Source organism: Halomonas sp. Mc5H-6, assembly GCF_024124705.1.
Lineage (GTDB): Bacteria > Pseudomonadota > Gammaproteobacteria > Pseudomonadales > Halomonadaceae > Vreelandella > Vreelandella subterranea.
On record NZ_JAMXSI010000016.1, the window covers coordinates 39,644 to 65,495 of the forward strand.

Sequence of the window (25,852 nt, forward strand, 5' to 3'; positions counted from 1 at the left end):
GTCGATAGACCTAGCGCTGATCATGCCCCCCGAAAGCCATCCGCCAGCAGATAGACTTCTCGGGACCGCGCCCGAGACGCACCGGGTTTGCGCGTCACCACCCGCTTGAAGCTTCCGCGAAGCTCTTTTAAATAACTGTCAAAGCCTTCGCCCTGGAAGACCTTTACCAGCAATTGCCCTCCCGGAGAAAGCGTTTCACGCGCCAGCTCAAGCGCCAGCTCCACCAGATACATGGCTTGCGGCTGATCAATCGCCGCCATGCCACTCATATTGGGGGCCATGTCCGACATCACAAGGTCTACCGGACGATTTTCCAGCTGCTCAAGAATCGCGTTGAGCACTGACTCCTCGGTAAAGTCCCCCTGAACAAAGGACACATCGGCCAGCCCATCCATGTCGAGAATATCGGAGGCGATGACCCTGCCCTGCGGGCCTACTTTCTCGGCGGCAATTTGACTCCATCCCCCTGGCGCAGCGCCAAGGTCGATGACGGTCATGCCAGGCCGCAGCAGCCTGTCTTTTTCGTCGATCTCAAGCAGTTTATAGCTCGCCCGGGAGCGATAGCCATCCTGCCAGCTTTGCTTGACGTAAGGATCGTCAAAATGCTCTTTCATCCAGCTTGCGCTGGTTTTGCTCGTTGGCCGCTTACGGCCCGGGGGCGTTTGCTGCATGACAGAATCTAACACTGGAAGAGGCGATGGCACGCTTTTACACCATGTCTTTCACTTGGTGGCGTTTCACCGTAAGATGGAACGTTAAGCGCAAACTGGGATACCGCAAGATACCATGAGCTTGTCACAGGCACAAAAGAAAGCATTTCGCAGCATTGGTCACCATTTGAATCCGGTCGTCACCGTTTCAGAGAACGGCGTCTCGGACAATTTACTGGCTGAACTCGACCGTGCGCTCAACGACCACGAACTGATCAAGGTAAAGCTGGCATTGCCGGAACGCGATGATCGCGCCGCCATGCTCGAGGAACTGATCAACCACAGCCAATCAGAACCGGTTCAGACCATAGGCAAGATGGCGCTGCTTTATCGCCGCAACCCGCAAGTGAACCCGAAGCTCTCGAACATCAAACGCTTCGAAAATCACCACGGCCGCCACTGAATTTCGCCCGAGCTAGACGCCAGCATGCCCCACTCGCCGTCATACAAAACACCCCCGCAGCCATGGTTGCGGGGGTGTTTTTCTTCATGCTTCCAGCTTGAGTCAGAGGTGCTCAACGCTCTCGATCTCGTACTCGACGTCGCCACCCGGGGTCGTCACCACGACCGCATCGCCTTCCTCTTTACCGATAAGCGCACGGGCAATTGGTGATGTCACCGAGATGAGCCCTGACTTAATATTGGCTTCGTCTTCACCCACAATCCGGTACGTCACCTGAGCGTCGGTGTCCAGATTGAGCAGCGATACCGTCACGCCAAAAATCACCTTCCCGGTCTTGGGCAGCTTGGTAACATCGATCACCTGGGCGCCTGACAGCTTGCTTTCAATTTCCTGGATACGCCCTTCGATAAACCCCTGCTGCTCCCGTGCGGCATGATACTCGGCGTTTTCCTTAAGGTCGCCGTGCTCACGCGCTTCAGCAATAGCTGCAATCACCTGGGGGCGCGCCTCGCTCTTGAGGTGATTGAGTTCATCACGAAGACTTTTCTCGCCCGCTACCGTCATCGGGACCTTATTCATTGACTTGCTCCTGCATGCAGATCCTGAAGGCGCCGCACCGTAATCTCCCTACCGTACTCTAGCGCCATGCAAACGGCATTAGCGCCCGCCAAGGTGGTCGCATAGGGCACCTTGCGCGCGAGAGCAGTACGGCGAATGACCGAAGAGTCGTTAATGGCTTGGCGACCTTCGGTAGTGTTCACGATGTAGGCGATTTCGTCGTTCTTCAACAGATCGACGATATGGGGACGACCTTCGTAGACTTTATTGACGTGCTCCACTGACAGACCAGCCGCTTCCAGGGCAGCTGCCGTGCCACGCGTTGCACAAAGAGTAAAACCCAATGTTAGCAGAGAACGGGCCACTTCGATAATCCCCTGCTTGTCCGGCTCGCGTACGGACAGAAACGCCTTGCGCTCGCCGGTGAGCGCTGGAATCGCTTCTCCCGCGCCCAACTGGGCTTTAAAGAAGGCTTCAGCAAAGGTATCGCCTGACCCCATCACCTCGCCGGTGGATTTCATTTCCGGCGACAGGATCGGGTCAACGCCCGGAAACTTGTTGAACGGGAATACCGCTTCCTTGACGCTGTAGAAGTGCGGCACGATTTCGCGTTCAAATCCCTGCTCGGCAAGGGTTTTACCGGCCATGCAGCGGGCCGCGACCTGGGCAAGCGACGTACCGATGCACTTGGAGACAAAGGGCACGGTACGCGACGCACGCGGATTGACCTCGATCACGTAGATCTCGCCATCCTGCCAGGCAAGCTGCACGTTCATCAGCCCCTTGACCCCCAGCTCCACGGCCATCTTCTTGACCTGGTCGCGCATCTCGTCCTGAACGTCGGCAGGCAAGGAGTAAGGCGGCAGCGAGCAGGCCGAGTCACCGGAGTGCACGCCCGCCTGCTCGACGTGCTGCATGATGCCACCGATGACCACCTGCTGGCCGTCGGAGACCGCGTCGATATCGATCTCCACCGCGGCGCTGAGGAAGTGGTCCAGCAGTACCGGCGAATCGTTGGACACCTTCACCGCGTTGGTCATGTAATTTTCGAGCTCGGAGGCGTCGTAGACGATTTCCATGGCCCGACCGCCGAGCACGTAGCTGGGCCGCACCACCAGGGGGTAGCCGATGGCTTCGGCCTTGGCAAAGGCATCGTCGAAACTGCGCGCCGTGGCATTGGGCGGCTGCTTCAGACCAAGCTTGCCGATCATCTGCTGGAAGCGCTCGCGGTCTTCGGCGCGGTCGATGGCGTCCGGCGTAGTACCGATAATCGGCACGCCCGCTGCTTCGAGCTCGCGGGCGAGCTTCAGTGGCGTCTGGCCGCCAAACTGGACGATCACGCCCACCGGCTTTTCTTTGTCGGCGATTTCGAGCACGTCTTCCAGGGTCACTGGCTCAAAATATAGCCGGTCAGAGGTGTCGTAGTCGGTCGAAACGGTTTCCGGGTTGCAGTTGACCATGATGGTTTCGTAGCCATCGTCGTGCATGGCAAACGCCGCGTGCACACAGCAGTAGTCGAACTCGATGCCCTGGCCAATCCGGTTGGGGCCGCCGCCCAGCACCATGATCTTCTGGCGATCGGACACGTCCGCCTCACACTCCTCTTCGTAGGTGGAGTACATGTAAGCGGTATCCGAGGCAAACTCCGCGGCACAGGTATCCACGCGCTTGTAGACCGGGCGGATACCCGCCGCCTGGCGCGTTTTACGAAACTCTTTTTCCGCGACGCCGAGCAGCCGGGCAAGGCGGGCGTCGGAGAAGCCTTTGCGCTTAAGCTGGAACAGCTCACGGGCAGAGAACTCACTCAAGGAGCGTTTAGCCACCGCGGCCTCGGTCGCAATCAGGTCTTCCAGCTGGACCAGGAACCAGCGATCGATATTGGTCAGCGTAAACACTTCCTCGACGCTCATCCCGGCACGCAGGGCATCCGCCACAAAGAAGATACGCTCGGCACCGGCGGCCTGGAGCTCGCCCTGGATAATTGCCATGTTGTCCGGCGTGAAATCGGTAATCACCGGATCAAGGCCGTCGTTGCCGGTTTCCATGCTGCGCAGGGCTTTCTGCAGCGACTCCTGGAAGGTACGGCCGATTGCCATCACTTCGCCCACCGACTTCATCTGGGTGGTCAGGCGGTCGTTGGCCTGGGGGAATTTCTCGAAGGTGAAACGCGGAATCTTGGTGACCACGTAGTCGATGGACGGCTCGAATGACGCCGGTGTACGCCCACCGGTAATATCGTTCTGCAGCTCATCCAGGGTATAGCCCACCGCCAGCTTGGCGGCGATCTTGGCAATCGGGAAACCGGTGGCCTTGGAGGCCAGCGCCGACGAACGCGACACCCGCGGGTTCATCTCGATCACCACCAGGCGGCCGGTTTTCGGGTCCATGCCGAACTGGACGTTGGAGCCACCGGTCTCTACACCAATCTCGCGCAGCACCGCGAGGCTGGCGTCACGCATGATCTGATACTCTTTATCCGTCAGCGTTTGCGCCGGGGCCACGGTGATGGAGTCGCCGGTATGCACGCCCATGGGGTCGAAGTTCTCGATCGCGCAGACAATGATGCAGTTGTCGTTCTTGTCGCGCACGACCTCCATCTCGTACTCTTTCCAGCCCAGCAGCGACTCGTCGATGAGCAGCTCGTGGTTGTTGGAGAGCTCGAAACCACGGATACAGATTTCCTCGAACTCTTCCTTGTTGTACGCCACGCCGCCGCCGGAGCCGCCCATGGTGTAGGACGGGCGAATAATCGTCGGGAAGCCAAGCTCCGCCTGGATATCCCAGGCTTCTTCCATGGTATGGGCGACTTTGGCTTTCGGGCATTCCAGGCCAATCCGCTTCATGGCCTGGTCGAACAGGTCACGGTCTTCGGCCATGTTGATCGCATCGGCATTGGCACCGATCATTTCGACGCCGTGCTTGGCCAGCACACCATATTTTTCCAGATCGAGGGCACAGTTCAGCGCCGTCTGGCCGCCCATGGTGGGCAGGATGGCGTCGGGCTTTTCGGCTTCGATGATTTTCTCGACCGCCTGCCAGGTGATTGGCTCGATGTAGGTGGCATCGGCCATGACCGGGTCGGTCATGATGGTCGCCGGGTTCGAGTTGACCAGAATCACCCGAAAACCTTCCTCACGTAGCGCCTTGCACGCCTGGGCGCCGGAGTAATCGAATTCGCAGGCCTGGCCGATCACGATCGGGCCAGCGCCAATGATAAGAATGCTGTTGATATCGGTACGCTTAGGCATAACGGTTCCCGCAAAAAATGGTGGCGATGAGCGACAAAAGACGACGATGGATGGCGGCAGCCAAGGGTTACGTTAGCGCCGCGCCTGCATCATGGCGATAAAGCGATCGAATAGCGGTGCCACATCGCGCGGACCGGGGCTGGCTTCCGGGTGCCCCTGGAAGCTGAAGGCCGGACGGTCAGTACGCTCGACCCCCTGCAAGGTGCCATCGAACAGCGAACGGTGCGTGGCACGCAGGTTATCCGGCAAGCTATCTTCGTCTGCCGCAAAGCCATGGTTCTGGCTGGTGATCATCACCGCGCCGCTATCCAGGTCCTGCACCGGATGGTTGGCACCGTGATGGCCGTGGCCCATCTTGACGGTTTTCGCCCCCGAGGCCAGCGCCAGCAGTTGGTGGCCCAGGCAGATACCGAACACCGGCGTGTCGGTTTCCAGCACGTCCTGAATGGCTTTGATGGCGTAATCGCAGGGCTCCGGGTCGCCCGGGCCGTTGGCCAGGAAGACGCCATCCGGGTTCAGCGCCATGACCTCGGCGGCAGGCGTTTGCGCGGGCACCACCGTCAGACGGCAGCCGCGTGACGCCAGCATGCGCAGGATGTTGAATTTCACACCGTAGTCGTACGCCACTACATGGTAGGGGCGGTCACCTTGCGTCGCATCCGCATAACCTTCACCCAGCGCCCACTCGCCTTCCGACCATTCATAGATCGCTTTGCAAGACACTTCCTTGGCAAGGTCCATCCCCTTCAGGCCCGGAAACGCGCGGGCGGCTTCCAGCGCTCGCGCTACCGCATCATCGCCCTCGGCATCAGCGCCCGCCAGAATCGCCCCGTTCTGAGCGCCCTTATCGCGCAAGATGCGCGTCAGTCGGCGGGTGTCGATATCGGCAATGCCCAGGACGTTCTGGCTTTTCAGATAGTCTGAAAGCGTTTGCTCGGAGCGGAAACTGCTGGCCAGCAGCGGGAGGTCGCGAATCACCAGACCTGCAGCGGCAATCGAAGCCGATTCCACGTCTTCGCTGTTGGTGCCGGTATTGCCGATATGCGGGTAGGTGAGCGTAACGATTTGGCGGGTATAGGATGGGTCGGTGAGGATTTCCTGGTAGCCGGTCATGGCTGTATTGAACACCACCTCACCGCTTGTGACGCCATCCGCGCCAATGGCGGTCCCGTGGAAGACACTGCCATCTTCCAGAGCCAGTATTGCGGGTTTGCTCAATGCGGGGCTATTCAAAACAAGATCCTCCCAGACTGGTGGGAGCCTGTGGGCGCAGGCTCAGCAATTTCTTCATTATCCACGACGCTCATTCTTTAAAACTATCGTCATTGAAGCTGTCGCCATTAAAACAACGGCCGTAAAAAAGCGGGATGACGCCGATAAAAATCGGTTTCATCCCGCTTGTTGTTCTCATCCATGGCTAACCGTCATAGTGCAGCGATTAGCTATCTCTCTAATCTGGGGCCAGTGCAACAAGCGCGGTGCTTTCGCTGCAGACATTTTGCTGCCTGAAGGCAGCCACTCGGCCAAAATTTTTGGAATGTTACAGGAATTTCTGGCCCAAGACTACCCCTCAGTGACCGGACGGCCCTATCGCAGGCGCGTGGCTTATCTAGTTCAACGCCAGCACATCCTGCATATCGTAGCGGCCGTTCTCTTGACCCGCGACCCAACGTGCCGCGCGCACCGCACCTTTGGCAAAGGTCATGCGGCTGGAGGCCTTATGGGTAATTTCGATACGCTCGCCTTCAGTGGCAAACATCACCGTATGCTCGCCGACGATATCGCCTGCGCGAACGGTGGCGAAACCAATCTCTTTATCGGTGCGCGGGCCGCACTGCCCCACCCGCTCAAACACGCCGTGCTCTTTTAGCGTGCGGTCCAGGCTTTGCGCAACCACTTCGCCCATCTTGATGGCGGTGCCCGACGGTGAATCCACTTTATGGCGATGGTGGGACTCGATAACTTCAATATCGTAGCCTTCATCGCCCAGCGCCTTGGCGGCGGTCTCCAATAACTTCAGGGTGAGGTTGACGCCCACGCTCATATTGGGCGCAAACACCATCGCAACGTCATCACGGTAGCTATCCAACTGAGCCAGCTGATCATCATTCATACCCGTGGTGCCAATCACGATGCGCTTGCCATGCTTGGCGCAGAACGCCAGGTTGGCCAGCGTCACCTGCGGTGCAGTGAAATCGATCAGCACATCGAAATCGTCCACGATGGCCTCCAGCGAATCCACCGCCGTAACGCCCCGCTTGCCAAGCCCTGCCAGCTCGCCAATATCGGCACCCGCCAGGGAGCTGCCAGGCTCGACGATACCACCGGCCAGCGTGGCGTCAGCCTCTTGTTCAACAGCGTTTACCAGTGTGCGGCCCATCCGGCCAGCGACGCCAACAATGGCAACTCGAGTCATGGAAACTCCTGCGCTAAGTGGTCTAGTGCATCAATATAAAGGGAATATAGGCAGGCGATTATAACAGACCCACTATCCTGTTCGACGTCGGGTCTCGCTCAGTTTTCCCAAATGATGACCAGCGCTTCATCACCGGCCATACGTACCAGGTGCCGCTCCACGATACCTTCCAGTTCATCCAGGTGGCCTTCCTCCAGTGTTTCGATTGCCACTATCAAGGTTTCGTCATCGGCTCGCATCAGGCAAGTGCCGGAAGCAAAAGTGATTTTGGCTTCTTGCTCCAGATGCTCGACCTCAAACTCGTGCGCCCAGTGCCTGCACAAGCGATTCATCAAGCGCTCGCCAGAGGACGTCGTGATTTCAGCACGGGATAGCGGCATGCTGCTTTCTCCAAAAGAAGTGGCAAGTGAGTACCTACTAGCCTAATGCGCCCAGCAATAAGTGCCAAGCAGCGTTTGCCCCCGGGCGTGACGAGACGTTCCCGGGATGCCCACTCTCGACAGCCGCCGCCGTTTCCACGATAATTATCTCTATTGCAAATAGGAATTAAACGCAGAGCGTCTCACAATTCGGGCCCCACTGCGTCGGCAAGTAGTGCTACACCCACCCCATTAACTCCATCTAACGACTGGGAACAAGAATGCGCATGGCTACCCACTTTTCAAAATGGCTGTTTGGTGCACTGTCTGCATTGAGCTTTGCCGCCTCCGCTGATGAGATTACCGTGACCGACGTTGCCGGTCGCGACGTCACGTTAGACGCACCCGTTGAGCGGGTTATCCTGGGTGAAGGCAGGCAGATCTACCTGGTGGGCATACTGGAGCCGGAGGACCCCTTTGCGCATGTGGTGGGCTGGCGGGAGGATTTTTCCCAGGCTGACCCCGATAACTATGCCCGCTATCTTGAACGCTTCCCTGAGATGGAAGCCATCCCGACCTTTGGCGGCTTCAAAGACGGCACCTTCGATGTCGAGCAGGCAGCATCGCTTACCCCGGACGTGGTAATGATGAACATTGAAGCCAAAGCCGCCACCGAGGATGCTGGCTATGACGATAAACTGGCCGAGCTCGACATTCCTATCGTCTACGTCGATTTCCGTGAAGACCCCATCGCAAACACCATTCCCTCAATGCGCATCATCGGCAAGCTGATGGGCGATGAAGCCGCCGCCGAGGAATTCATCACCTTCGCCGAGGAACAGCTGGCAAGGGTCACGGATGTCATCGAGCAGGCCGACCCCGAGCGTCCCAGCGTCTTCATCGACCGGGCAGGCGGCTACTCGGACGAGTGCTGTATGAGCTTTGGCCCTGCCAACTTTGGCGAATACGTGACCCTGGCGGGCGGCACCAACATTGCTGCGGATATCATCCCCAACACCTTCGGTACCTTGAACCCCGAGCAGATTATTGCCGCTGACCCAGACCACGTGGTGGTGACCGGCGGCAGTTGGGATGCCTACGTGCCGGGCGGTGATTGGGTCGGCGTCGGGCCTGGCGCTGACATGGAGAAGGCACGGGCCAAGCTCGAGGCTCTCACCGAGCGCACCGCCATGACCGGCATTCAGGCGGTCGAGTCGGATAATGTCCACGCTATCTGGCACCAGTTCTACAACAGCCCCTATTATTTTGTCGCCATCCAGCAATTGGCGAAGTGGCTGCACCCTGACCTGTTTGCCGACCTGGACCCGGAAGCCACCATGGCGGAACTGCACGATCGCTTTTTGCCCATCGACTACGAACCCGGCTACTGGTTATCCCTGAATGACGACTGAAAGCATCGCGACAACGCCTAACGCGCCGGATTCACAGGGGCGCGCCTTTTATCGCAGCCAGGTATTTCGTCGCCAGGTGATTCTGGCGGCGCTGGTCGTCGCGCTCTTCTTCAACCTGTGTGTCGACCTTGCGCTGGGTCCGGCGCGTTATAGCCTGGGCGAGGTCATGGCCGCGCTGTTCACCCCTGACAGCGTCAGCCAGCAGGCCCGGGTGATTCTCTGGGAAATCCGCATGCCGGTGGCCCTGATGGCGCTGGTGGTGGGCGCGAGCCTGTCCATCGCCGGGGCGCAGATGCAAACCATCCTGAGCAACCCGCTGGCCAGCCCCTTCACACTGGGCATTTCGGCGGGGGCAAGTTTTGGTGCCGCCCTGGGGCTAGCCTTTGGTGTCGCCATTATCCCCGCCGCCATTGAGTACGTGGTGCCCATCAATGCGTTCCTGATGGCCATGGTCACCGCCTTTCTCATCCATGCGCTCAGCCTCAAGCGCGGCGTGACGGTGGAAACCATCGTGCTGCTGGGCATTGCGATGGTATTTATCTTCAATTCCCTCATGGCGCTGATTCAGTTTTTTGCCAGCCAGCAGGCCGTGGCGGCGGTGGTGTTCTGGACCATGGGCAGCCTGACCAAAGCGACCTGGCCGAAATTCTGGATCGCACTGAGCGTCCTGGCCATGGTGATGCCGCTGCTGGCGCGTCACGGCTGGGCGCTCACCGCCATGCGGCTGGGCGACGCCAAGGCCGAAAGCATGGGTGTGAATCCCCGTGCGCTGCGACTGGAAGTATTGGTACTGGTATCGCTACTGGCCGCGATTGCGGTGGCGTTCGTGGGCACCATCGGCTTTATTGGCCTGGTCGGGCCGCATATTGCACGCATTCTTTTGGGCGAGGATCAGCGCTTCTTCCTGCCCGGCTCGGCGCTGTGTGGCGCGCTGATTCTTTCCGTGGGGTCCGTGATTTCCAAAATCATCATCCCCGGCACCATCATCCCCATTGGTATCATCACCTCACTCGTGGGCATTCCCTTCTTTCTATTTCTCGTGCTTAACCACAAGAAGGCGTCATGGTAACCCTACAGCTGACTCATGTTTCCGCCCGTTACGGGCGTAGTCCCATTATCCAGGACATTACGACACCAGCCTTTCAGGGTGGGCAGATGGTCGCCCTGCTGGGGCCTAACGCAGCCGGTAAATCGACCCTTTTTCGCCGCATCCTGGGCCTATTGAAAGGTGACGGCGAGGTCACTATCAGCGGTACCAGCGCCGAGCGCCCCGTGGCCTACATGCCTCAGGACACGGGAGCAAGGGCGGTACTGACGGTGTATGAGTCGGTGCTGTTAGCGCGCATGCAGGGGCGCAGCCTGAAAGTGCAAAGCGAGGATCTGGCCCAGGTTGACCGCGCCCTTGAGGAATTGAACATTGCCGCGCTTGGCGAGCGTGATATCAGCGACCTGAGCGGTGGGCAGCGCCAACTGGTCAGCGCCGCCCAGGCCCTGGTGCAGGAGCCCGAGATCCTGATGCTCGATGAGCCCACCTCGGCGCTCGACCTCAACCGCCAGATCAGCCTGCTTGGCGTGCTACGGCGGCTGGCCGACGAGCGCCAGATGCTCATTCTGGTGGCGTTGCATGACCTGGGCCATGCGCTGCGCTTCAGCGATGCCGCCATGGTCCTCGAACACGGCCGCCTGATTGCCTGCGGCCCCACGGAGGACGTTATCACGCCTTCGCTGCTGCAATCCGTTTACCGGGTCAATGCGCGGATCGAGTCCTGCTCGAAAGGCAGCCCACAGCTTATCGTCGAAGAGGCCATTTAAGCCGCCGCCCTTCCATGGCGGCCAGCGCCACCCCGCTCAGCATCAGCGGGAGTGCCAGCAGAAAAGCACTCGAGACAGGTATCCCGAACAGCACCCAATCCGCCAACACGGGCCAAACCAGGGCAATATACTCAAAGGGCGCCAGGCGGGATGCCTCCGCGTAGCGTAACGCCAGCGTCATCGCGATATGCGCCGCCCCGCCAAACAGGCCCGAGAGCACCAGCAATCCAAACTCGGTCGGGCTAAGCGCCGCCCAGCCAAGAGGCAGGGTTGCAAGTCCCGCCAGCGACGACACCAGAATAAAGTAGAACGCGATGGAAGCCGCCGTTTCCGTGCGTGAAATCCGCCGAACGGTCAACAGCGCCCCTGCCGTTAACAGGGCGCTGAGCGCGCCTAGCGCATAGCCCGCCAACTGCCCATCCGCCCCGTCCGCACTCAGCCCTGGCAACACCAACACCGCCATCCCGCCAAGGGCCAGCACAATAGCCCCCGCCCGATAGAGCGAAAACCGTTCACCCAGCAGCAATATCCCGCCCACCGCCATGAATACGGGCGTCAACTGGGCGAGCAGCGTGGCCTCGGCAACCGGCAACAACGCAACCGCCGCAAAGGACGCAAACATCGCCGCCGCCCCCAGCCCCGATCGCAGGGCATGGCCCAGTGGGCGACGCGTTGCCAGGCCAAGGGGAAATTCATGGCGCAGGACGAGAAACAACATGATCGGCAACAGCGCAAACAGCGAGCGGAAAAACACCGACTGGCCGACCGGCACGGCGTCGCTGACCGCCTTGATGCTGACCAGCATGCCGGTAAACAACAGACCTGACAGAACCCTGAGCAAAATCCCTTTGGCAGGCCTATCCTGGAGGTTATTCATGATGCGCAGCACTCCCCATACAGCAAAAACCCCCGGCGAACCGAGGGTTTTGAGCTTAACCGCCGACTAATGCCATTAGTCCGGCATTACGGCTTCATCTCTTCAAAAAACTTCTTCACGCTGTCGAAGAAGCCGGTCTTCTTGGGTGAGTGATGGCTATTGCTGCCTTCCAGGCTTTCCTGGAACTGGCGCAGCAGACGCTTCTGCTCCTCGCTGAGCTTGACGGGCGTTTCCACCACGACTTTGCACAGCAGATCGCCAGGGACACCACCGCGAACCGGTTTGACGCCCTTGCCCTTGAGCCGGAACATCTTGCCGGTTTGGGTTTCCGGCGGAATCTTCAGCTTCACTCGGCCATCGAGCGTCGGCACTTCCAGCTCACCGCCCAAGGCCGCATCGACGAAGTTGATCGGCACGTCACATTGCAGGTGCTTGCCGTCACGCTGGAAGATATGGTGCGGCTTGATGGCCACCTGGACATACAGGTCGCCGGGCGGGCCGCCATTGATACCGCTTTCGCCTTCCGCGTTCAGGCGGATACGGTCGCCGGTATCCACACCCGGTGGAATTTTCACCGACAGTGTCCGGGTCTCGCGCACGCGCCCTTCAGCGTTACACTTGTGACACGGCACCTTGATGTGCTGGCCTGAGCCATGGCAGGTCGGGCAGGTTTGCTGAACCGCAAAAAAGCCCTGCTGCATACGCACCTGGCCGTGACCATGGCAGGTGGGGCAGGTGTCCTTGCTTGACCCCGGCTCGGCGCCACCGCCGTCACAGCGGTCGCATTCGATATGCCGTGGCACACGGATATCAACTGTGGTACCGGCAACGGCATTTTCCAGATCCAGTTCCAGGTTGTAGCGCAGGTCAGAACCGCGCGCCGGAGCATTGGGACCACGACGACGCCCGCCGCCACCGCCGAAAATATCGCCAAACACATCGCCGAAGATGTCGCTGAAATCGCCAGCGCCACCGCCGCCGAAACCACCGCCACCAAAGCCTCCGCCCTGGCCGTCTACGCCGGCATGACCAAACTGGTCGTAGGCCGCACGTTTTTCGCTGTCGGTCAGGACTTCGTAGGCTTCCGACACTTCGCGGAATTTTTCCGCCGCGGTATCGTCTTCCGGGTTGCGGTCAGGGTGATATTTTTGCGCAAGGCGACGGTAGGCTTTCTTGATCTCTTTCTGATCAGCCCCTTTGTCGACACCCAGGATTTCATAATAATCGCGTTGGGACATGGGTCCTACGCCTCTTGGTTAGCTACGCATTCAACTGCACATTTAACTATGTGTTAACGACATAGTGTTAACGACAGAGTATTTGAGACACAGTATTTAACGACACATCAAGCCTTGTGCGTCTTGGAGGTGGAAACAGCAACGCGGGAGTTGCCCCCCGCGTCGCCGCCTACCTCGTCAGAAAGAGCACTTACTGCTTTTTCTGATCGTCGTTGACTTCTTCATACTCGGCGTCGACCACGTCTTCATCGGGCTTGGCGTTAGCCTGGTCAGCACCTTCCTGACCCGGCTGCTCAGCGCCCTCTGCCTGTTCGGCGTACATCTTCTGCGCCAGTTGGCCGGAGGCTTCCGTGAGCGCGTCAAGTTTCTGCTGGATCAACTCTTGGTCGTCGCCTTTGGTGGCTTCTTCCAGTTCGCTGATCGCCGTCTCGATGGACTGTTTCTCGTCATCGGTTGCCTTGTCACCGGCTTCTTCCAACGTTTTGCGGGTGGCATGGATCATGCCGTCCGCCTGGTTACGCAACTGCACCAGCGCCTCGAATTTCTTGTCTTCGTCGGCGTGGGCTTCGGCGTCGCGTACCATCTGCTCGATCTCTTCTTCACTCAAGCCGCTGGACGCCTTGATGACGATCGACTGCTCCTTGCCGGTCGCCTTGTCTTTCGCGGAGACGTTCAGGATACCGTTGGCATCCAGGTCGAAGGCCACCTCGATCTGCGGCACACCGCGCGGCGCCGGTGGAATATCGGCAAGGTCGAAGCGACCCAGCGACTTGTTCTGCGACACTTGCTTGCGCTCACCCTGAACGGCGTGGATGGTGACCGCCGTCTGGTTGTCATCCGCCGTGGAGAAGGTCTGCGTCTTCTTGGTCGGAATGGTGGTGTTCTTCTCGATCAGCGGTGTCATCACGCCACCCAGGGTTTCGATACCCAGGGTCAGCGGCGTCACGTCGAGGAGCAGCACGTCTTTCACGTCGCCGCCCAGAACACCGCCTTGAATAGCGGCACCCACGGCCACGGCTTCGTCCGGGTTGACGTCTTTTCGTGCGTCCTTGCCGAAGAACTCAGCGGCTTTCTGCTGGACCAGCGGCATGCGCGTCTGACCACCGACCAGGATCACGTCGTCGATCTCGGAAGCCGACAGGCCAGCATCTTTCAGGGCCACCTTGCAAGGCTCCATGGAACGCTGCACCAGGTCGTCTACCAGCGACTCGAGCTTGGCGCGGGTCACTTTCACGTTCAGGTGCTTCGGACCGGTGTTATCGGCCGTAATGTAGGGCAGATTGACATCGGTCTGCTGGGCGCTGGAAAGCTCGATCTTGGCTTTCTCGGCGGCTTCTTTCAGACGCTGCATGGCCAGATTGTCGCCGGACAGGTCGATGCCGCTGTCGGACTTGAACTGGTCCACCAGATAGTTGATCAGCGCCAGGTCAAAGTCTTCACCGCCCAGGAAGGTGTCGCCGTTGGTGGCCAACACTTCAAACTGGGTTTCGCCGTCGACATCGGCGACTTCGATGATCGAAATATCAAAAGTACCGCCGCCCAGGTCGTATACCGCGATGGTCTTGTCACCGCGTGACTTGTCCATGCCATAGGCAAGCGCCGCAGCAGTCGGCTCGTTGATGATACGCTTGACCTCCAGACCGGCGATGCGACCTGCATCTTTAGTGGCTTGGCGCTGGCTGTCATTGAAGTAAGCCGGCACGGTGATGACCGCTTCGGTGACGGTTTCACCAAGGTAGTCTTCTGCCGTCTTCTTCATTTTCTTGAGCACTTCCGCGCTCACCTGCGGCGGTGCCATTTTCTGGCCTTTCACTTCTACCCAGGCATCACCGTTATCGGCTTCGGTGATCTTGTACGGCACCATCTTGATATCTTTCTGAACAACGTCGTCTTTGAAACGACGGCCGATCAGACGCTTGATGGCATAAAGCGTATTTTCAGGATTGGTCACCGCCTGGCGCTTGGCGGCCTGACCGACGAGCGTCTCACCGTCTTCGGTGTACGCAATGATGGACGGCGTCGTACGGCCGCCTTCTGCGTTTTCAATGACTTTTGCACTGTCGCCATCGAGCACCGATACACAGGAGTTTGTGGTGCCCAAATCAATACCAATAATGCGTCCCATAATAAGAACCTCGTATTCGGTTGTTTCAATACATCAAACTGGTTGCGGGATTTCCCGCGGGGTTGCCCCTTTATCTGGGGGCCACCTGAGACTTTTCAAGGCCCTTTTTTAAGCCTTTACTGCGTTATGACTCATTCGCTTTCTGACTGACCACGACCATGGCCGGGCGGACCAGACGCCCGTTCAGCAAGTAGCCTTTCTGCATGACCTCCATGACCGTATTCGGCTCCTGCTCAGGGTTCGGCACCATCGCCATGGCTTCGTGAACCTGAGGGTCAAACGGCTCACCCTGGGGGTCGATGCTTTCAACGCCAAACTTGCTCAGCACATCGAGCTGCATCTTCAGGGTCATCGAGACCCCTTCGCGGTGCACCTCGGAGGCATCTTCCTGCATCGACTCAAGCGCTTTTTCGAGGCTGTCGATGACCGGCAGAAGCTCTTTCACAAACTTTTCCAGGGCGAATTTGCGCGCCTTTTCAGCTTCCTGCTCCGCCCGGCGGCGCACGTTTTGCGCTTCGGCGGCTTCTCTTAGCGACTGATCCTTGGCTTCTGCAAGACGCTGCTCCAGGTCCTGCACCTTGGCGGCCAGAACATCGACTTCAGCCTCATCGTCGACACGATCGACAACGGCCTCGTCGTCATTAATGAGGCCTTCCAGCTCACCTTCAACCAGGCGATCTTCAGATTCCTGTTCCGGCGTCTCTGATTCCTGCTCCTGGCGAGCCAGCTCGTCATCCATCGGGGTTTGCGGTTCTTTTGCCATGCCTTGCTCCTGCAACGTTCGAGGGGCGTGCGGTACGCCCAAATAATTAAGTAGCGACGTAAATTGGCTCTGCACCGTATATGGGGACCATAAAAGCCATCTCAAGTGGGCATTGAAGCGCGTTTTCGACTACTGTATAAAACAACAATATTCAGACGCATTGACTACGCTCGTTCCGCTGCGCCTCAGGAGGCCCTCATGCTGACTCAGCTTGCCATTCGAGATTACGCGATCGTTGAGCACCTGGAACTCGACCTGACCCATGGCATGACCGCCATTACCGGCGAGACCGGGGCAGGCAAATCGATTCTGCTGGGCGCCCTGGGCCTTTGCCTGGGCGAGCGCGCCGACGCTGGCAGCGTCCGCCACGGCAGCGAACGCACTGATCTATCGGCGCGTTTTGATATTCAGCATTTACCCGCGGCCAGCGAGTGGCTTAGCAGCCGCGAACTGCCCAGCGATGAATGCCTGTTAAGGCGGGTGGTAACAGCAAGCGGGCGCTCCAAGGCATGGATCAATGGACAACCGGCCACGATCAGCGACCTCAAATCGCTTGGGGAGCATCTGGTGCAGATTCACGGCCAGCATGCCCACCAGGCGCTGATGCGCGAAGAAACCCATCTCGCACTACTCGACGATTATGCGGGCCTTCGCGATACCGCCCAGCGGCTGGCCGAGACGTACCGTGACTGGCGCAGCGCCAACCGCCGCCTCAAGCAGCGCAAGGAAGCAGGTAGCGAGGTAGAAGCCAAACGGCAGCTGCTGCGCTATCAGGTGGAGGAGCTCGATCAGCTGGGCCTTGCTGAAGGCGAACTACAAACCCTTGAAGAAGAACAACACTCCCTTGCCCACGCCGATGAAACACTCCGCGAAACGCAGTTTGCCGCTGACTGCTGCGCCAGCGATGAGGGCGGGGCACTGTCGTTGCTCAACCAGGCTTATACACATTTAAGCGCCTTGCCGGGCAGCGATAAGGGCACGCTGGCCAACACCCTGGCGATGCTCGGCGACGCGCGCATTCAGGTCGAAGAGGCCGCCAGCGAGCTGAACCGCCTCGCCAGCACCACCGAACTCGACCCCGAGCGCCTGGCATGGGTGGAAGAGCGTTTAGCGGACGTGCACCGTATTGCCCGCAAGCACCATGTGGCACCGGAAGAAGTCTGCGCACTGCATGCGGAGCTGAGCCGGGAAGTCGCCGAGTTGGATAACAGCGAGAACGACATCGAAGCCCTGGGCGCCCAGGTAGCGGAACTTCGCGAGCGCTATCGACGTGACGCCAAGCACCTCAGCGAGGGTCGCCAGAAAGCCGCCGTCCGTTTGGGGAAGGAGGTCCAGCAGCAGCTAAGCTTCCTGGCCATGGGCAAGGCACGCTTTGAAGTGGAGGTCACGCCCCGAGACACCCCGGCGGCAGAAGGCCTCGATCAGGTTCACTTTTTAATCAGCGCCAACCCCGGGCAGCCCGCCAGACCGCTCACCAAGGTGGCGTCCGGCGGTGAGCTTTCGCGCATCAGCCTGGCGATTCAGGTCGTCGCCGCGTCCCACTCCACCATTCCAAGCCTGGTGTTTGATGAAGTGGACGTCGGGGTTTCCGGTGCTACCGCCGAGATTGTCGGCCAGCTGCTCCGCAAGCTGGGTGAAAACGGCCAGGTAATGACGGTCACCCACCTGCCTCAGGTAGCCGCCCAGGCTCACCAGCACCTGCACATTGAGAAACACGCCCGGCGCGATACCACCCTGACGCACATGGCCCTGCTGGATGAACAGGGCAGAGTCAGCGAACTGGCTCGCATGCTGGGCGGCGTCAAACTCTCAGACCAAACCCTGGCCCATGCCCGTGAAATGCTCAATGCCAGCCAGCGCCAACCCCACTGACGATGGCGGGCTGAGGGCTACTGGGCAACCGTGTGTTTCAAGCGCGCAATAAAACGCCCCTAGGCCGCCTGGTATTCAAGCCAGGCAGCCTAGAGGCATTGGGGCGTGCATCAAAGCCCGAGCTAGGGTTAACCCCTATTTCTTATTAGTTGGCCCGCTGTCCTGGCGTGTTACGTCCGATCCTCGGGGGCGCACGTATAACACCAACGCATGGTCAACTAATTCATAGCCGTGCTCTTCCGCGATTTCTTGCTGGCGTCGCTCAATGATCTCGTCAACGAACTCGACGATTTCACCGCTTTCCAGACACACCATGTGGTCATGGTGGTCTTCTTGCGTCATCTCGAATACCGCGTGGCCGCCATCGAAATTATGACGAATCACGAGGCCCGCCGACTCGAACTGAGTCAGCACACGGTAGACAGTTGCCAGCCCCACATCTTCGCCCGCATCTATCAGTGTTTTATACACTTCTTCTGCGCTAAGGTGGTGCTGACCCGATGCAGTTTCGAGAATCTGCAGGATTTTGACGCGCGGCAGGGTCACTTTCAGCCCGGCTTTACGTAATTCATGGTTCTTATCGGCCATGGTTGCTCTTCGCAGTAACAGGTTAGGTCGGGTATGATCGACCGAAACCACGATAGTGAAGAATAGGCTCAAATGCAAAAATTGACTCGAATCATTACGCTTTCCGTCTCCATTGCCGTGATCAGCGGCTGTAGCTACGTTGGCGTGTATAAACGCGACATCCCGCAAGGCAACCTGGTCACCGAGGAAATGGTCGACCAACTGCAACCGGGGATGACCCAGGAGCAGGTAACCTATGTGATGGGCCGCCCACTGCTTGAGGCTCCCTTTGATGCCCGCGAGTGGGATTACGTGTTCCGGCTCGACAAAGCTTACGCGGGGGTTGAGCAGCGGCGTGTCACGCTGACGTTTGATGACCAGGGACGGCTTGCCAATATCGATCAGGAAGGCGATTTCTCCAAGGACATCCCTCTGGAGGCCGACAGCACTGGCGGCCCGGCGCCGGACACGACTGACCCCACTGAGGCGATTCCTAACGAGCCTAGGCAAAACACGACACCCAGCACCACCAATTGATCGTGCGGCTACTCGCCTTTATCGGCGCTCCCGCTCGCCTGACGCTTTGCACGTTCGCGGCGAGCGGCCTTGGGGTCGATGAGCAGTGGCCGATAAACCTCCACCCGATCGCCGGGCGCCACCTGATACTGGGATGGGTCGCGTAGCGCCTGACCAAAAATGCCCAGTGGTGCGTTTTCAAACGTTTCCGGGGCCAGCTCGGGGAAAAGATGGGGCAGGTCCGCCAGGGCGACGGCTTCACGTGCCGTCGTCCCCGGCGGCACGCTCAGTGCGACCAGGCGTTGTTTGTGCGGGAGACCAAACGCCACCTCGATGGCAAGGGTATCATCGACCATGGATCTCGTCGGCGCGGCGGGTAAAGGCATCCACTAACTGCCCGGCAATCTGCTGGAACAACCTGCCGAATGCCATGCCCAACAGCCGATTGGCAAATTCAAACTCCATGTCCAGGCTCACCTTGCAGGCACCATCCCCCATCGGAATGAATTGCCAGCGCCCTTTCAAGCGCTTGAAAGGACCGCTAACCAAGGACATTTCAATACGCTCGGGGGAGAACAGGTCGTTGCGTGTGGTAACCGACTGCTCTACGCCGGCGCGTCCCAGGGTCATTTCGCCGATCAAATGATCGTCGTCGTGCTCCAGCAAACGCGCACGCCGACAGCCCGGCAAGAACTCTGGATAGCGTTCGAAGTCGTTGACCAGATCGAACATTTGTTTCGGGGTGTGCCGCACCAAGGCGGAACGATTGACGGTTGGCATTGACCTCTCCGCTGACTTCACAGTGCCCAAGGCGTATCATGGGAATCATAGTTAAGACCTTGAATGGTATCATGCCTCCCCACATAACGAAGGGGGTGTCACAGACAGATCGAATATGAGGTTTCATGGCCACGAAAAAAGGTAAGAGCAAAGGCCCTACCAGCAGCGTTATCGCGCAAAACAAGAAGGCACGCTTTGAGTATCATATCAATGAAACCTTCGAAGCGGGTCTATCGCTGGCAGGCTGGGAAGTAAAAAGCCTTCGCGCAGGCAAAGGGCAGTTAACAGACACCTATATTTTAGTTCGCAATGGCGAAGCGTGGCTGCTGGGTAGCCATATCATGCCGCTGAACACCGCGAGCACCCATGAGATCGCCGACCCCACGCGGACGCGAAAATTGCTCCTGCATCGCAAAGAAATCGCCAAGATCTTCTCGGTGACTCAGGACAAAGGCCACACCTGCGTTCCCCTGAAGCTTTACTGGAAGCGCAACAAGGTAAAGTGCGAACTGGCCCTGGTGACCGGCAAGAAAATCCACGATAAGCGGGCCACCGAGAAGGACCGTGACTGGAATCGTCAAAAAGGTAGAATCATGCGGGAACATAACAAGGCATAGCTGGTCAATTCCGGATGAGCACGTTAGAATGCTCAGGTAACTAAGGGGGCGACATGGTTTCGACGCCGGTGACAACCCCTGCGGTGCATGCCGAGAGTGTGATGTATCTCGTAAATACCACATCACGAAAAATAGTCGCAAACGACGAAAACTATGCTCAGGGCGCGCTAGCAGCGTAAGCTGGTAGCTTCTTGTCCGGCCCCAAGGCGATGTGCCTATCCATCGTTGAGGGGATACGAGCTAAAGCTGATAGGACCGCGGTTGGCGGTGTCTTCTCGTCAACCGTTAAACCTTAGAAGACTCGCGAGGCTGAATCCTGATCGTCGGAGTCAGCCGAGTTAAAGCAAAAGACGAAATCTAAGCATGTAGAGCCAATGGGCGAGTGCTGGCGGACGCGGGTTCAATTCCCGCCGCCTCCACCACCTACCTAAATTCAGATGCTCCCACATAGGTCTGAATGATGCAGAAAAGCCCGCCCAGTGCGGGTTTTTTTGTGTCCGTATGCTTTCACATAACCCCATACAGCATTGCGCACCGTGTATGCCTGTGTGTATGCTTCACGATATTGTGAACCAGAGGCATACAAGCATGAAACGCTCACAGATTAAGCGCCGCCCCCTGGCTGACACCGTACTGGCGACACTGGAACCAGAGGCCAAGGTATACAGAGAGTTGGACGGCAGCGGCCTTTACTTCAGGGTAAAGCCCAATGGCTCCAAGTCTTGGGAGCTGCGCTATAAGAAGCCAGACGGCAAGTGGTCGTGGATTGGCCTTGGCGGCTACCCGGAAACAAGCGGTAGCCTGGCGCGTGAAAAGGCCGACCAGCTTAGGGCAGATGCAGCCAGTGGCAAGAATCCCATCATTTCCAAGCGGGCAAGGGAAACCGAATCACTAGAAGCTGCTAACAGCACCTTTGAAGCGTTGGCGCGTGAATGGCATACAAACAAGCGCCAGAATTGGACGGACGGCACCGCTACCCGCGTTATTGGTTCACTGCAAAAGCACGTCTTTCCCAAGTTCGGTAAGCGCCCTTTCACCGACATAACGCCAATGGAATGGCTAGAGTTTCTGCGCAGCCTAGAGAAGACCGGCATCGTTGAGCAGACCAGCCGCATACGTGCTATCTGCCGGGAAGTGTACGACCTGGCGCTAGTAAGTGGGCGCATCCAGTACAACCCGTTGGAGAGCCTGCACAAGCACCTAACCACGCGCCGGGCAAACAACTATTCTCACGTCAGCCAAGACGAACTGCCCGCCCTGCTTCGCGCTATTGGCTCCTATCCCCATGCTGAGGACGTTCGCCTTGGGCTATTCCTGCTTTCCCGTCTGGCCGTGCGCCCTTCAGAGCTACGCGAGGCCCGTTGGGAAGAATTCGACCTAGACAGAGCGTTATGGACGATCCCCGCCGAACGGATGAAGCGCCGCCGTGAGCATACTGTTCCACTGCCTAAGCAAGCCATTGAAGCCCTTCAGAGCCTTCACCAACTGACCGGATACCAACCCCTGCTTTTCCCTGGACGCAGCGACAAGACAGCACCACGCTCCAACACGGTATTCATCATGGCATTACGCCGCCTTGGCTATGAGGGACGACAGACCGGGCACGGTTTCCGCCACATCGCTAGCACGATCCTGAATGAACACGGCTATAACGCTGACCACGTTGAAGCCCAGCTATCCCACGTTAAAGACGGCGTGGCAGGCGTCTACAACAAAGCGCAGTACATCGAGCAGCGCCGCGTGATGATGCAGTGGTACGCCGACCACCTGGACAACTTGCAACGCGGTAATGTTGTGGAGATGAGGAGAGCTTAACCATGGGAACAATTATTCACACTCAAACTGGTGCAGCCCTCAAGGCTCTAGAAAAAGGTGACAGCGAGCCTTTAGCCCAACTTTTCGAGGAGGGAAGCACTTTCTTTCTGCATGAATACATTAGAGATAGCCCGGACGACTGCGAGAGAATTGCGCGGGTAATAAGAGGTAAAAAGGCACGTGGGCGTGGTCGGAAAGCACCGCAGGAACGCGATGAATATCTGCTTGCCCGCGTATGCTATTGGCTGGGAAAAGGGGCTTCTAAATGGCAAGACTCGGCAGAAGACACGGCTTTTCATAAAGCTAGAAAAGACGCAGATGAAGCAGGCTGGAAAGGGTATAAAAGTATTGAGTCAGATACATTAAAGAACCTTTGGTACGACAGAAATCCTGGCACACTAGCCCTTATGCACATGGGGGCCGCTTTCTCAAAAGGTTGTTTAGAGGCCGCCGAGAAACAAGAAGATAAACATGCTTTCTTCCACCAAAAAGTGGAGCAAGCCAAAAGTATAGGCATACCAAGCCAGTTCTATGGTTCACAGCTCATTGAAATACTAGTTCATGAGAAATAGCGTTATTTCTTATTCAAGATTAACAATGACTTAAAAGCCAAACTGAATGCGTACCAATAACGGAGTACGCATTCCATGCAAATCGAAACGCTATCTCAAGACCAAAAGCTAATCACCAAGCCCAATCTATGCCGCGCTATGGATATGACCCGCAGCGGCATAGACAAGCTACTCAAGAATGACCCCAGCTTTCCCCGCCCGCTGAAGTTCAGCGATAGCCAGCAAGCAACGTGCTACTTCCCAGTCGAGGAAGTGAACGCCTGGCTAGAAGCCAAACTGGCTATGCGAGGTGCAGCATAATGACCTTGCAACGCTTACCAATGCCGTTATATGCTTCAAGGGCTGGCGCAAAATCGTCAGCCGGGATTGACAGCCCGAATCTACAAAGGCGCACAAGCGCCCCCTATGATGGCGCTTTTTTTGCGTCACCGTTATGGGTGGCGGTGCGTGGGAGCCTTCGGGCTGCCGGTTTCCTTTGTAGCCGGTCTGTCAACCCGCGTACCGTCGCCCACCCCTCGATTGACAGCGAGCTGGGCGACTCCAGATACAAAGGAGTCACACCCATGAAGCTATTCCCTACCCGCAATCCGTCTGAACGCGCCGCCGCTCATCGAGCAATGGCGAAATCTGCGTTGTTTTCAGACTCAAGCGCCGCCGTCCGGCTCAAGCGCTACAACCACCATATTGAAAAAGCCCGCGCCTTTGAGGCCGAGCAAGTCCATAACCGTCGCAGCCGTCTCATGCAGGCTTACGACACCTTACGCGCTGAAAACGCGGAGGTGAGCCAATGAGCATGGAACATTTCAAACTATCCCCTGAAGCACCAAGTGGCGTCCTGATCGACGACATTGATGCAGCGCTTGAGAAGGCTAAAGACGCCGTGAAAGCGGTAGAGATAGTCTTATGCGAAGCCGCCAACGGTGAAGGCACCGACATTAACCCCGGCATTCTGGCTGGCGTTTTGTGGAGCGTAGAGACTCAGCTTCATATTGTCACCGAGCTAGCCCAGCACGCTTACAAAACCTCGGAAGCAAAAGGGGGTAAGCAGTCATGACACCTCAAAATCAAACCTACCTGCTGAAAGCCGCCCTTACTGGCGACGCTCGCCAGATGCAACAGGCGTCCCAAATCCTGGCAGGCGTGGCGATGCTGCTTAACGACCATGACTTTGATGGCCTGAAGCGTGAGGCACTTATAGAAACGCTTTGGCTGCTGTCCAACACGCTTGAGGAGCGTGGCGAATGGCTGCAAGAGGAGGGCTATGTATGCACAGAGCAATAAAAACGCCCAGCCTTGGCGGGGCATGGGCGCTATCAAAGGTCGTTTCTGAACAGATCGCCATAGAGAACAAACTGGCTGAAGACATTATCGCCCACTACGCCCTTAGTGTCAGCCCTATTGGTGATGGCGAGATCCATCGACACGATCACCCAGAAGGCCGCAAGGGCAACAAGCGGCTTTGGTACGTGCTACGCCATGACTTTGGCGTGCATGGTGATTGGGCTACTGGTGAACAACACAGCGTCTTTACTGACGAAAACCCCGACCCAGAAGCCGCCGAGAAGGCGCGACAGGAGGCCGAAAAACGCCGCCTAGAGCGACAGGCAGAGCGCGCGCGTGGGTATGCCCTGGTAGCCGACCAGACGCGGCGAGAGTGGCCGCTGCTGACGCCTGCAAGCCCTACCCATGCTTACCTGGCCGCCAAGGGGGTAAAGCCCCACAACCTGCGCCAAATGCGCGGCCTGCTGGTAGTCCCGCTCACCGATGGGCACCGCCTGGTTAATTGGCAGACCATTTCGCCGGATGCGGCTAAATACTTCAAGGCAGGCGGCAAGGTAAAAGGCTGCTATTCCCCCATAGGCGAAATCAAACAGCACCAACCGCTATTGATCGCAGAGGGATGGGCAACCGCTGCCACGTTGCATGAGGCGACAGGCTACGCGGTGGCCGCTGCCATGAATGCGGGGAACCTGCTACCCGTGGCGAAAAGCCTGCGCGAACGCTACCCCGCTCACCCCATCATCGTCTGCGCTGATAACGACCATGGCACCGCTGGCAACCCTGGCGTCACCAAGGGCAAGGAAGCCGCCTCAGCCATAGGCGGGCGCTGTATATGGCCTGACACGATGGAAGGCGTGGCCGATTTTAACGACCTGGCGCTAATTGGCGGGGAGGTATCGGTATGACTATCAGTGCCATTGCTCGGCAGGTCGATGAAGCAACGCACTCTATGACGCCAAAGACATTGCCAAATAGCTTGCCGCCCGTGCCCAGCTTTCACCCCGAGATGCTGCCCGAGGAGCTACGCAGCTATGTGCTGGACGTTTCCCAGCGTATCCAGTGCCCGCCCGAGTATTGTGCTGTATCGGCGCTGGCGCTGCTGTCTGGCTTGATAGGCCATAAGGTACGGATGCGACCCAAACAAAACGATGATTGGGAAATTGTCATTGTGCTGTGGGCGGTATTGGTGGGCGACCCTTCCGCTATGAAGACCCCCGCCATTAAAGCGATGCGCTTTGCCATAGATGCCATTGAGGCTGATGCGCGGCGCGAGCATGAAAAGGCAGCCAAGGCCCACAAAGAGGAAGTGGAACTATTCGACGTTGCTAAGGCAGCGGTCAAGAAGAAAGCCAAAGAGCAAGCCGCCAAGGGCGATATGGACGCAGCCAAGGCAACACTAAGCAGTGTGTCGGAACCTGCACCCCCTGAACCGGCTGAACGCCTGATCCTGAACGATGCAACGGTGGAGAAAGCGGGCGAACTGATGAACCAGTTCAACCACCACTTAACCATCCTGCGGGATGAATTGGCCGGTTTGCTGGCGAAGCTGCAACAGGAGGAGAACGCTTCCGAGCGTGCTTTCTACTTAGAGTGCTTCAACGGTGATTCCCGGTTTACCTATGACCGCATAGGCCGGGGAACCGTCGCTATTGAACGGTGCGCGCTGAATATCATTGGCGGCATACAGCCGAGCAAGCTGGCCCCTATCGTTCGTGGCGCAAAAGGCACGGTTAACGATGGCCTGATACAGCGCTTTCAGCTTGCTGTCTGGCCTGATGCCAAGTCTTCATGGAAGTGGATCGACCGCCGCCCTGACCCCAAGGCAAAGGAGCGCTTTTCCCAAGTGTTTTATCGCCTTCACTCGCTGGAATTAGGCGTTGATGACGATGGCAACCCACCCGCCTGGCGGTT

28 protein-coding genes and 1 other RNA gene are annotated in these 25,852 nt (G+C 58.1%); 16 read left to right on the forward strand and 13 right to left on the reverse strand.

Annotated elements, in window-relative coordinates; genetic code table 11:
- Window positions 1-20 precede the first annotated feature (20 nt).
- Window positions 21-671 (reverse strand): 23S rRNA (uridine(2552)-2'-O)-methyltransferase RlmE, encoded by a 651-nt coding sequence (gene rlmE, locus NH395_RS16805; protein ID WP_253026494.1) that lies wholly within the window; start codon window positions 669-671, stop codon window positions 21-23.
- Between the two features lie 115 nt (window positions 672-786).
- Here rlmE and yhbY point away from each other — a divergent pair, with 115 nt between their 5' ends.
- On the forward strand, window positions 787-1,113 hold the full coding sequence (yhbY, locus tag NH395_RS16810; RefSeq protein WP_066316136.1) for a ribosome assembly RNA-binding protein YhbY: 327 nt from the start codon (window positions 787-789) through the stop codon (window positions 1,111-1,113).
- Window positions 1,114-1,215: 102 nt separating this feature from the next.
- Here the strand turns inward: yhbY and greA are convergent, their stop codons facing one another.
- The 5 genes from greA to NH395_RS16835 form a co-directional block, all read right to left on the reverse strand.
- The gene (gene greA / locus NH395_RS16815) at window positions 1,216-1,692 is read right to left on the reverse strand and encodes a transcription elongation factor GreA (protein WP_066316139.1); all 477 of its coding nucleotides are present in this window, start codon (window positions 1,690-1,692) and stop codon (window positions 1,216-1,218) included.
- Complete coding sequence (carB, locus tag NH395_RS16820) at window positions 1,689-4,919, reverse strand: carbamoyl-phosphate synthase large subunit (RefSeq protein WP_092827116.1); 3,231 nt, start codon at window positions 4,917-4,919, stop codon at window positions 1,689-1,691. The genes greA and carB overlap by 4 nt, the downstream gene beginning before the upstream one ends.
- Before the next feature lie 72 nt (window positions 4,920-4,991).
- Window positions 4,992-6,137, reverse strand: a complete 1,146-nt coding sequence (gene carA / locus NH395_RS16825; protein WP_253026522.1) for a glutamine-hydrolyzing carbamoyl-phosphate synthase small subunit — start codon at window positions 6,135-6,137, stop codon at window positions 4,992-4,994.
- 391 nt (window positions 6,138-6,528) lie between these two features.
- Complete coding sequence (dapB, locus tag NH395_RS16830; protein WP_092827120.1) at window positions 6,529-7,335, reverse strand: 4-hydroxy-tetrahydrodipicolinate reductase; 807 nt, start codon at window positions 7,333-7,335, stop codon at window positions 6,529-6,531.
- A gap of 98 nt (window positions 7,336-7,433) precedes the next feature.
- Window positions 7,434-7,715: a DUF2218 domain-containing protein gene (locus tag NH395_RS16835; RefSeq protein ID WP_253026496.1), complete on the reverse strand. Its 282-nt coding sequence runs from the start codon at window positions 7,713-7,715 to the stop codon at window positions 7,434-7,436.
- Window positions 7,716-7,981: 266 nt separating this feature from the next.
- Here NH395_RS16835 and NH395_RS16840 point away from each other — a divergent pair, with 266 nt between their 5' ends.
- From NH395_RS16840 to NH395_RS16850, 3 genes are read left to right on the forward strand one after another with little or no spacing between them, the layout of a single operon-like run.
- On the forward strand, window positions 7,982-9,106 hold the full coding sequence (locus NH395_RS16840; RefSeq protein ID WP_253026498.1) for an ABC transporter substrate-binding protein: 1,125 nt from the start codon (window positions 7,982-7,984) through the stop codon (window positions 9,104-9,106).
- A complete protein-coding gene (locus NH395_RS16845) occupies window positions 9,096-10,175 on the forward strand; it encodes an iron ABC transporter permease (protein WP_253026500.1) in 1,080 nt (359 codons plus the stop codon). Before NH395_RS16840 ends, NH395_RS16845 begins: the two co-directional genes overlap by 11 nt.
- A complete protein-coding gene (locus NH395_RS16850; RefSeq protein WP_253026501.1) occupies window positions 10,169-10,918 on the forward strand; it encodes an ABC transporter ATP-binding protein in 750 nt (249 codons plus the stop codon). Before NH395_RS16845 ends, NH395_RS16850 begins: the two co-directional genes overlap by 7 nt.
- Here NH395_RS16850 and NH395_RS16855 read toward each other — a convergent pair.
- From NH395_RS16855 to grpE, 4 genes are all read right to left on the reverse strand, one after another.
- Window positions 10,896-11,795, reverse strand: coding sequence for a DMT family transporter (locus tag NH395_RS16855; protein ID WP_253026502.1), 900 nt, complete (start codon window positions 11,793-11,795; stop codon window positions 10,896-10,898). The two genes, NH395_RS16850 and NH395_RS16855, sit on opposite strands and share 23 nt — an antisense overlap.
- An 86-nt stretch (window positions 11,796-11,881) precedes the next feature.
- The gene (gene dnaJ, locus NH395_RS16860) at window positions 11,882-13,033 is read right to left on the reverse strand and encodes a molecular chaperone DnaJ (RefSeq protein WP_253026503.1); all 1,152 of its coding nucleotides are present in this window, start codon (window positions 13,031-13,033) and stop codon (window positions 11,882-11,884) included.
- A gap of 190 nt (window positions 13,034-13,223) precedes the next feature.
- Entirely contained in the window at window positions 13,224-15,158 is a 1,935-nt protein-coding gene (dnaK, locus tag NH395_RS16865) for a molecular chaperone DnaK (protein WP_253026504.1), read from the reverse strand.
- Between the two features lie 124 nt (window positions 15,159-15,282).
- Window positions 15,283-15,921 (reverse strand): nucleotide exchange factor GrpE, encoded by a 639-nt coding sequence (grpE, locus tag NH395_RS16870; protein WP_253026505.1) that lies wholly within the window; start codon window positions 15,919-15,921, stop codon window positions 15,283-15,285.
- A 198-nt stretch (window positions 15,922-16,119) separates the two neighbouring features.
- Here grpE and recN point away from each other — a divergent pair, with 198 nt between their 5' ends.
- Window positions 16,120-17,793 carry a DNA repair protein RecN gene (gene recN, locus NH395_RS16875; protein WP_253026506.1) on the forward strand — a complete coding sequence of 558 codons (1,674 nt, stop codon included), beginning with the start codon at window positions 16,120-16,122 and terminating at the stop codon, window positions 17,791-17,793.
- A 135-nt stretch (window positions 17,794-17,928) separates the two neighbouring features.
- On the opposite strand, the gene fur is transcribed toward recN, so the two are convergent.
- The gene (fur, locus tag NH395_RS16880) at window positions 17,929-18,381 is read right to left on the reverse strand and encodes a ferric iron uptake transcriptional regulator (RefSeq protein WP_066316169.1); all 453 of its coding nucleotides are present in this window, start codon (window positions 18,379-18,381) and stop codon (window positions 17,929-17,931) included.
- A 72-nt stretch (window positions 18,382-18,453) separates the two neighbouring features.
- On the opposite strand from fur, the gene NH395_RS16885 reads away from it, so the two are divergent.
- Window positions 18,454-18,897, forward strand: coding sequence for an outer membrane protein assembly factor BamE (locus NH395_RS16885; protein WP_253026507.1), 444 nt, complete (start codon window positions 18,454-18,456; stop codon window positions 18,895-18,897).
- Between the two features lie 8 nt (window positions 18,898-18,905).
- Here the strand turns inward: NH395_RS16885 and NH395_RS16890 are convergent, their stop codons facing one another.
- The gene (locus NH395_RS16890) at window positions 18,906-19,232 is read right to left on the reverse strand and encodes an RnfH family protein (protein WP_253026508.1); all 327 of its coding nucleotides are present in this window, start codon (window positions 19,230-19,232) and stop codon (window positions 18,906-18,908) included.
- A complete protein-coding gene (locus NH395_RS16895; protein ID WP_092827135.1) occupies window positions 19,222-19,656 on the reverse strand; it encodes a type II toxin-antitoxin system RatA family toxin in 435 nt (144 codons plus the stop codon). Before NH395_RS16895 ends, NH395_RS16890 begins: the two co-directional genes overlap by 11 nt.
- Window positions 19,657-19,781: 125 nt before the next feature.
- Between NH395_RS16895 and smpB the strand changes: the two genes are divergently transcribed.
- The 10 genes from smpB to NH395_RS16945 form a co-directional block, all read left to right on the forward strand.
- On the forward strand, window positions 19,782-20,273 hold the full coding sequence (smpB, locus tag NH395_RS16900) for an SsrA-binding protein SmpB (protein ID WP_066316179.1): 492 nt from the start codon (window positions 19,782-19,784) through the stop codon (window positions 20,271-20,273).
- Window positions 20,274-20,317: 44 nt separating this feature from the next.
- Window positions 20,318-20,695: a transfer-messenger RNA gene (ssrA, locus tag NH395_RS16905) on the forward strand.
- A 166-nt stretch (window positions 20,696-20,861) separates the two neighbouring features.
- Window positions 20,862-22,088, forward strand: coding sequence for a tyrosine-type recombinase/integrase (locus NH395_RS16910; RefSeq protein ID WP_253026509.1), 1,227 nt, complete (start codon window positions 20,862-20,864; stop codon window positions 22,086-22,088).
- A gap of 2 nt (window positions 22,089-22,090) precedes the next feature.
- Window positions 22,091-22,660, forward strand: a complete 570-nt coding sequence (locus NH395_RS16915; RefSeq protein WP_253026510.1) for a hypothetical protein — start codon at window positions 22,091-22,093, stop codon at window positions 22,658-22,660.
- Between the two features lie 75 nt (window positions 22,661-22,735).
- Entirely contained in the window at window positions 22,736-22,960 is a 225-nt protein-coding gene (locus tag NH395_RS16920) for a zinc finger protein (protein ID WP_253026512.1), read from the forward strand.
- Window positions 22,961-23,223: 263 nt separating this feature from the next.
- Window positions 23,224-23,451, forward strand: coding sequence for a hypothetical protein (locus NH395_RS16925; RefSeq protein ID WP_253026514.1), 228 nt, complete (start codon window positions 23,224-23,226; stop codon window positions 23,449-23,451).
- Window positions 23,448-23,714, forward strand: coding sequence for a hypothetical protein (locus NH395_RS16930; RefSeq protein WP_253026516.1), 267 nt, complete (start codon window positions 23,448-23,450; stop codon window positions 23,712-23,714). Before NH395_RS16925 ends, NH395_RS16930 begins: the two co-directional genes overlap by 4 nt.
- Complete coding sequence (locus NH395_RS16935; RefSeq protein ID WP_085920340.1) at window positions 23,711-23,941, forward strand: hypothetical protein; 231 nt, start codon at window positions 23,711-23,713, stop codon at window positions 23,939-23,941. Before NH395_RS16930 ends, NH395_RS16935 begins: the two co-directional genes overlap by 4 nt.
- Complete coding sequence (locus tag NH395_RS16940; RefSeq protein ID WP_253026518.1) at window positions 23,926-24,846, forward strand: toprim domain-containing protein; 921 nt, start codon at window positions 23,926-23,928, stop codon at window positions 24,844-24,846. The genes NH395_RS16935 and NH395_RS16940 overlap by 16 nt, the downstream gene beginning before the upstream one ends.
- Window positions 24,843-25,852 (forward strand): DUF3987 domain-containing protein (locus NH395_RS16945; protein WP_253026520.1); only part of this gene is annotated, 1,010 nt, incomplete at its 3' end. The genes NH395_RS16940 and NH395_RS16945, both read left to right, overlap by 4 nt.

Coding starts and splice junctions, on each gene's coding strand:
- NH395_RS16920 (WP_253026512.1), top strand. CDS start 22,736: ATGCAAATCGAAACGCTATCTCAAGACCAAAAGCTAATCACCAAGCCC.
- NH395_RS16935 (WP_085920340.1), top strand. CDS start 23,711: ATGACACCTCAAAATCAAACCTACCTGCTGAAAGCCGCCCTTACTGGC.
- dapB (WP_092827120.1), bottom strand. CDS start 7,335: ATGACTCGAGTTGCCATTGTTGGCGTCGCTGGCCGGATGGGCCGCACA.
- NH395_RS16850 (WP_253026501.1), top strand. CDS start 10,169: ATGGTAACCCTACAGCTGACTCATGTTTCCGCCCGTTACGGGCGTAGT.
- NH395_RS16930 (WP_253026516.1), top strand. CDS start 23,448: ATGAGCATGGAACATTTCAAACTATCCCCTGAAGCACCAAGTGGCGTC.
- greA (WP_066316139.1), bottom strand. CDS start 1,692: ATGAATAAGGTCCCGATGACGGTAGCGGGCGAGAAAAGTCTTCGTGAT.
- NH395_RS16915 (WP_253026510.1), top strand. CDS start 22,091: ATGGGAACAATTATTCACACTCAAACTGGTGCAGCCCTCAAGGCTCTA.
- smpB (WP_066316179.1), top strand. CDS start 19,782: ATGGCCACGAAAAAAGGTAAGAGCAAAGGCCCTACCAGCAGCGTTATC.
- grpE (WP_253026505.1), bottom strand. CDS start 15,921: ATGGCAAAAGAACCGCAAACCCCGATGGATGACGAGCTGGCTCGCCAG.
- NH395_RS16895 (WP_092827135.1), bottom strand. CDS start 19,656: ATGCCAACCGTCAATCGTTCCGCCTTGGTGCGGCACACCCCGAAACAA.
- NH395_RS16845 (WP_253026500.1), top strand. CDS start 9,096: ATGACGACTGAAAGCATCGCGACAACGCCTAACGCGCCGGATTCACAG.
- dnaK (WP_253026504.1), bottom strand. CDS start 15,158: ATGGGACGCATTATTGGTATTGATTTGGGCACCACAAACTCCTGTGTA.
- NH395_RS16855 (WP_253026502.1), bottom strand. CDS start 11,795: ATGAATAACCTCCAGGATAGGCCTGCCAAAGGGATTTTGCTCAGGGTT.
- dnaJ (WP_253026503.1), bottom strand. CDS start 13,033: ATGTCCCAACGCGATTATTATGAAATCCTGGGTGTCGACAAAGGGGCT.
- recN (WP_253026506.1), top strand. CDS start 16,120: ATGCTGACTCAGCTTGCCATTCGAGATTACGCGATCGTTGAGCACCTG.
- NH395_RS16890 (WP_253026508.1), bottom strand. CDS start 19,232: ATGGTCGATGATACCCTTGCCATCGAGGTGGCGTTTGGTCTCCCGCAC.
- NH395_RS16840 (WP_253026498.1), top strand. CDS start 7,982: ATGGCTACCCACTTTTCAAAATGGCTGTTTGGTGCACTGTCTGCATTG.
- carB (WP_092827116.1), bottom strand. CDS start 4,919: ATGCCTAAGCGTACCGATATCAACAGCATTCTTATCATTGGCGCTGGC.
- NH395_RS16885 (WP_253026507.1), top strand. CDS start 18,454: ATGCAAAAATTGACTCGAATCATTACGCTTTCCGTCTCCATTGCCGTG.
- NH395_RS16925 (WP_253026514.1), top strand. CDS start 23,224: ATGAAGCTATTCCCTACCCGCAATCCGTCTGAACGCGCCGCCGCTCAT.
- rlmE (WP_253026494.1), bottom strand. CDS start 671: ATGCAGCAAACGCCCCCGGGCCGTAAGCGGCCAACGAGCAAAACCAGC.
- NH395_RS16940 (WP_253026518.1), top strand. CDS start 23,926: ATGCACAGAGCAATAAAAACGCCCAGCCTTGGCGGGGCATGGGCGCTA.
- fur (WP_066316169.1), bottom strand. CDS start 18,381: ATGGCCGATAAGAACCATGAATTACGTAAAGCCGGGCTGAAAGTGACC.
- NH395_RS16910 (WP_253026509.1), top strand. CDS start 20,862: ATGAAACGCTCACAGATTAAGCGCCGCCCCCTGGCTGACACCGTACTG.
- yhbY (WP_066316136.1), top strand. CDS start 787: ATGAGCTTGTCACAGGCACAAAAGAAAGCATTTCGCAGCATTGGTCAC.
- NH395_RS16835 (WP_253026496.1), bottom strand. CDS start 7,715: ATGCCGCTATCCCGTGCTGAAATCACGACGTCCTCTGGCGAGCGCTTG.